The organism is Mesorhizobium sp. M2A.F.Ca.ET.037.01.1.1 (assembly GCF_003998075.1).
GTDB lineage: Bacteria > Pseudomonadota > Alphaproteobacteria > Rhizobiales > Rhizobiaceae > Mesorhizobium.
In genome coordinates this window covers 1-5,679 of sequence record NZ_RZSA01000386.1, presented here as the reverse complement: position 1 = coordinate 5,679, position 5,679 = coordinate 1, and the positions used below count along the sequence as shown (strand labels likewise).

The window sequence follows — 5,679 nt, the reverse complement described above, 5'->3', positions numbered from 1 at the left end:
ATCCACGCCTCGTCGGCGCCTGAACGGGCGGGCCCCCCAGTTCCTGCCAGAGTAACTCCAGCCGGTTGAGATCGGGTCCTTCGGAAAGCTGCCAGCTGAGTGACAGTGTTCCGCTGGCGGAGGACAATGCCCCGTACTTTGCCGCGTTTGTCGCAAGTTCGTTCAAAACCATAGTGAGATTGAGAGCGGTTTTGGGGTCGAGCATAGCCGCCGGCCCGTGGATCTCCACCCTGTCCCCAGAAGCTCCTGAGATCGGGTCCAACAACTCCCGAGCGAGAAAATCGAGCGGCGCGTCCTCCCAACGACGCTTCGTCAGCAGGTCGTGGGCGCGGGCAAGCCCCAGCAGCCTGCTTTGAAAACGCTGCCCAAATCCCTCAAGGCTTTCCGAATGGCGCGCAGTTTGGACTGCCAGGGACTGCACTGTCGCCAGCGTGTTCTTGACGCGATGATTTAGTTCGTCGATCAGCATCCTTTGCCTGTTCTCCGCCTGCTTGCGCTCGGTGATGTCGACCAGCATGTTAATGGCGCCAATCAGCTTGCCCTGGCTGTCATAGAGCGGGGTGGGATAAGGTATGAATGGGACGAATGTGCCGTCAGGCCGCTCTGCCAACGCCTCAACTCCGCGCACCGCGCGGTTCTCTTTGAGGGCCACAGCCATCGGACATTGATCGTGCGGCAGAGGAGTCCCGTCAGCCGTGTAAAGGCGCCAAGTCACACACCACTCATCGCCAAGCTGAGGGCGGCGTCCTGCCATATCAATGCAGGCTTTATTGAAAAATGTTATGCGGCCGCTCGGGTCGGTGGTGTAGACCGCGGCGGGCATGGCCTCAAGGAGGTCTCGCATGTGCTGCTCGCTCTCGCGGATTCGGTCTTCCATGCGTTTGGCTTCGGTCACGTCTTGGATAATGCGCACGCCGTAGACAAACTGTCCGGACTGGTCGCGGACTGCGGAAGCGTAGACGTCGAGGTAAACGATTGTGCCGTCCGGCCAGCAGCAGCGCTTGCGCAGCGTGTAGTTGTCGATCTCTCCGCCAACCTGACGGGCGTAGAGGGTTGCGTCCTCTGCGCGGTCTTCCTCATGCGTATAGTCGAGGAACGTCATCTTCAGGAGTTCCTCGCGTGCGCGGCCGAGCATTTTGCAGATTGCGTCGTTCACGCGAAGCAAGCGACCGGTCTCGTCTATCTCGGTAATACCGACAGTCGCCGCCTCATAGGTTGCGGCCAGGCGCTCCTCGCTCTCGCGACGTGCCCTTTCGGCTTCATTGAGGTGCGTCACATCTATAGTGAAGCACCGTGTGTTGACAAATTTGCCATCATCAACGCGGCTGTTGGAGGTGATCAGCACCTGCTTGATGGACCCGTCCTTTGCACGAAGTCGCGCAGGTTGCCGGTCTAGTCTTTCACCGCACGAAAGCTTGTGAAGGATGTCGCCGATGACAGGAGCGTCCACGTGAAATTCTGCGATGTGACGGCCTACATACTCCTCCTCCGAATAGCCGAGGAGTTTCAGTTCAGCCTTGTTCGCCCTCAGAACGATGCCTTCGCTGCTGACGATATGCAGCCCAACCGCTCCGTTCTCAAAAAAGTCCTCCAAGTCCTTGCTCTTCTGGCGGACGTCATCCTCGACCGCCTTGTGAGCCGAAATGTCCTGAAAGCAATTGATCGCGCCCTGTATGTTGCCGCCGTGATCTTTGAGGGCTCGAATGTTGACGAGGGCCGTGATGCGGGAGCCGTCAGGCCTCTCCATAATGACCTCTGCGTTTCGGGTGGCAGCGCCTGAGCGAACTGCATCGGCCATCGGGCACGTCTCGTGCGGCAGCGGCGTGCCATCAGGCAGGAACAGGCGATGCGAGCCGCAGAACCGCTCCTTCGTTTCGTCTAGCCTTGGAGTCCGTCCCCAAAGTGCGGCAGCCTCTGAATTGTACTGGATGAGCCAGCCTTCGTGATCGCAAAGGTATACAGCCCCCGGAATGGCATCCAGAGCAGTTGGGGCAGCCGCGACGAGAGCCTCAAACTCCGTCAGCTTGCGCGATGCGCTGGGCAGTCTCTCGATATTCGACATGTCCGCCCTCCCTAGGCGCTCTCCGCGATTTAAATGTCAGCAAGGAAACAAGCCTAGTTGAGATCGGAACTACGCCCCCAGCAAAGCCACGTTGCGCGCGGCAAAGTTACTTCCAACGCCCGGAGCTGGTTTTTGTTCCGCGCCCTTGAAGAGCCCGACGGGTGTGGTTACGCCCTACTCGGACGTTGATGCAGTTTTTGTGTTGCGGGTATAGTATGACTTCACGATACACAGCTGATCGGGAGGCCCGACTCGGTTTCATCCGTAGCGCATTACTAAGGGCCGAACTACCTGTCCTCACTCCTAAGGTCGGGCCAGCCGGCCCGGATCATGGCCCGGGGGATCGCAGCTCTGCTTCTCCCTTGGCGTTTTCCTTCTGCGTCATGTTGTCGGCAGCGATCAGCCGGCGCAGCGCGCGCTTGGCCTCCTCGCGTCCAGCCGGCCTCGATCATGCAATCAATGATCGCCTGAAAACCCGGCTCCGTGGCCTCCTGGCAGTCGACCTCGCGGTCGGGATAAACGCCGGTGCGCGGCTTTCTGATCAAAGGTAGGCCTCCCCGTCGCTGCGGTGCTCGTAGCAGAACCAGTGCGACGGTCTCTTCGGCTTGGCAAATCCCCAGCCGGCATCCTTGCCGCAGCCTTCTGTTCGCAGACATGCCCGAGCGGGCCTCGAGTGCACTGCGTGATCATCTCTCCAAGGCGTGTCGGCTCGTCGCTCATGACGAAAAGATTCCACAGACCGGCTTGACGGGCAAGGAATTTGTTCTCATTTCGTTCTCATGGCGCACGAGAAGGTCGATACGCTGGGCAAGGCGACCCGGCACAATTTGCTGTTGAAGGTGGAGTGCGCGTGCGGGAATGTGCGCTACTGCCGTTCGGCCGACTTGATGATGGTCTATGGCGGCGGCGCGGATCCGTTCAAGTTGAAGTTCGACTGCAGCCGCTGCAAGCCCGACATCCAGCTGACGTTGCTCGAGCTGCACCCCGACCACCTGCCGAGGAAGCTCGTCATCCACAAGCCGATGAAGGTCGACGGCAAGATCGTATGGCACACCGAGCGGTTCCGACCATGAAGGAGCGCTACCAGGTCGAGGCCACCGAGAGCGGCTACCGGGTGCTCGAGCAGGCCGGAAAGGTGCTCGCGATCGTCGAGCGAAGGCCGCAGGCGTTCAAGTTCGTCCGCGATCGCGGCGGCCGCGTTCAACTCCAATGGGCGAGGACAGTGATCGTCAACCAAACTTTGCCGCGCGATTTTTCCGCAACGCATGGCGGTTCTAGGGCCGGCCGCATCATGACCGTGATCAGCGGGGATCAGCGGGGAAGCTGGGCCTGGTTCGTGAATGGGAAAGATCCCGATACCGGCCGTGGTGGAAGTTTTTCAGGACGCGAAGAAACCAAGGATCAAGCCGTTGCGCAACTCGAAGCCGTCTATACCGAATTCATCGCCGATGCCGACAAATACGGGCCAACAAAGCTACATGCTTGAAATCACCACTGAACTCGAAAAGCTGCTGGCCGTCATGCCCGGCCCCGTCTCGATAGTGGCCGGCATAGCTGTGTTGCGCGCCATTGGCCTAGATGACCCGGACGGAGATTTGCAGGCAACGATTGGGACGTTCGCGGCCGAAAGGGGCAGGGCGATCAGGTTCGATCGCGGGGCAGATCACGTGAGCTTAACAGCCCAAAGTCGAGGGCCAAAGACACTCCTCAAACGCTCTGAAAAGTTAGACAATTCACCCGCTAACTAATTGATGGCCGACGAGCTGTTAGACAGGAGAGGTGGGGTTAAGTGCTTGACATTTAAGCGATAGCACAGGAGTCAGAGTCCGTGGGTCTACCGTTAACCTATTCCCCAGCAGGCGCGTCTGGTATCGCGCTAGCCAAGCGGCTCATGTGCCGCGAGCGCTGCCTTGTAGCCGCCATCGGAAAATAGTCAAGCCCGCAACTGAGATCAACCGCAGCCTTTTTGCGGATGCTCCCCGCGGAAGCGGGCAAAGGGCTCAACTGCCGCCTTTGCTGTACTGCGAATGCTCGAAATAGAGCACCATGCAAAGGCCGATCAGCAGCGGAATGATGAGATAGAACAGGCGGAACACCAGAAGCGCTGCAAGCACGCCCACAGGATCCATGTCCGAAAGTCCGGTGAGGAAGACGACCTCGAACACGCCGAGCGCGCCCGGCGCATGCGACAGGAGCCCGATCGAGAACGAGACCATGAACACGCCGAGCACGACGAAATAGCCGGGGTTGCCGGTCTCCGGCAGGGCGAAATAGATGATCGCGGCGGCGGCCAGCAGCTCGACAGGCCCGACCAGCAACTGTCTCGCCACGATCGGCAGCGCCGGGTAGTGCAACTGGAAGGAGCCGATCTTCAGCGGTCTCAGCCCCAGCCAGCTGCCGAAGGCATAGGCGCCAACGAGGATGAGCATGGCAAGCCCGGCGGCGAAGGCGGCGCCATGGTGCGGCGTGCCGGTGAAGCGAGCGATGATCTGCGGCTCGAACAGCAGAACGAGGCCGCCGAGGAAGACGCTGGAGAGGATGAAGGTGAACCAGCAGATCGCCACCAGCACGCCGATCTCCTGGCCGGTCAGCCCCCTTGTGGCATAGGCGCGATAGCGGATCACCGCGCCGGAAAACACTGAGCCACCGATATTGTGCGACACCGCGTAGGTGGTGAAGGAGCACAGCGTGACGAACAGCCACGATACTTTCTTGCCGATATGCAAGAGCGCTATGTGGTCGTAGCCGGCGAGCGAGGCATAGGCGACGACGGAGCTTAGCGCCGCCAGCACCCAGCCGCGCGGCGGGATGGCGGCGATACCGGCCCAGACATCGTCGAGCGATACGCCGCGCAATTCGTGAATGAGCAGCCACAGCGAGAACGCAACGGCCGCGATGCCTATGACCGGCCAGAAATAGCGCCTCCAATTCATGGCGTCGTCATCATGCGTTGCAGCTCATTGTTGTGATGGTGCCCAACCTCTTTGAACCAGCATTTGAGACATGCCTGATTGAAGCCGGCTATTCAACCGGCAAGACATTGCCCCGACGTGACCCTGCCAAAATTCGAGCCCCGCGCTCTTGGTGATTGCGAACGGCACTGCTACTCTGTTGCCAACTTGAAACAAATCGAGGTGCCTGCTGCGTCCGTTCCCGGTTCGCGCGGCGCCGGAAGGAACTGAAGTGGAAGACCACGATACCGGCGCGGGCGCGTCGGCAGTGGGCATGTCCGGGGCATCGCCGGCGCAGTCGGGAGGCCCGCAACCGGCGCGATTCAGCCGCCACACGGGTGCGCACCAAAGACATGCCGACCCTAGACATGCCGGCCCCAAACATGCAGGCCAGAGACAGACTGGCGCCGGTCAGGCCGACCAGCATGGCGATCAGCCGAAAGGCAAGACGCGCAAGCGCCGCAAGCGCAAGCGCGGCCGCAAGGTGTTCGCGCGTGACGAGAACGGCGCCGTGCCCAATGCCGCGCCTGCCGGCACGACGGCAAGCCAGCCTCAGAGCCCGCCCTTGCAGGCCGAGCGAAGGCCGCCGCTCCAGCCTCCGCCACGTCCGCCCCAGCCGGAATTGGCCATGACGTCCAGGCACCGCGACCAGCAACCGGCAATTGT

General features: G+C 60.8%; 4 protein-coding genes and 1 pseudogene. 3 read left to right on the top strand and 2 right to left on the bottom strand.

The annotated features are described in order from the left end of the window. The coding region (locus EOA27_RS19305) for a PAS domain S-box protein (RefSeq protein ID WP_127256905.1) at positions 1 to 2,062 on the bottom strand (2,062 nt) is incomplete at its 3' end. Positions 2,063 to 2,841: 779 nt separating this feature from the next. On the opposite strand from EOA27_RS19305, the gene EOA27_RS19295 reads away from it, so the two are divergent. Next, on the top strand, positions 2,842 to 3,135 hold the full coding sequence (locus tag EOA27_RS19295) for a hypothetical protein (protein ID WP_126082978.1): 294 nt from the start codon (positions 2,842 to 2,844) through the stop codon (positions 3,133 to 3,135). Beyond that, entirely contained in the window at positions 3,132 to 3,548 is a 417-nt protein-coding gene (locus EOA27_RS19290; protein ID WP_126082977.1) for a hypothetical protein, read from the top strand. Before EOA27_RS19295 ends, EOA27_RS19290 begins: the two co-directional genes overlap by 4 nt. A 514-nt stretch (positions 3,549 to 4,062) precedes the next feature. Here EOA27_RS19290 and EOA27_RS19285 read toward each other — a convergent pair. Next, positions 4,063 to 4,995, bottom strand: coding sequence for a YbhN family protein (locus EOA27_RS19285; protein ID WP_126082976.1), 933 nt, complete (start codon positions 4,993 to 4,995; stop codon positions 4,063 to 4,065). Positions 4,996 to 5,245: 250 nt separating this feature from the next. On the opposite strand from EOA27_RS19285, the pseudogene EOA27_RS41535 reads away from it, so the two are divergent. Then, positions 5,246 to 5,679: pseudogene (locus tag EOA27_RS41535) on the top strand (hypothetical protein); the annotation flags it as partial.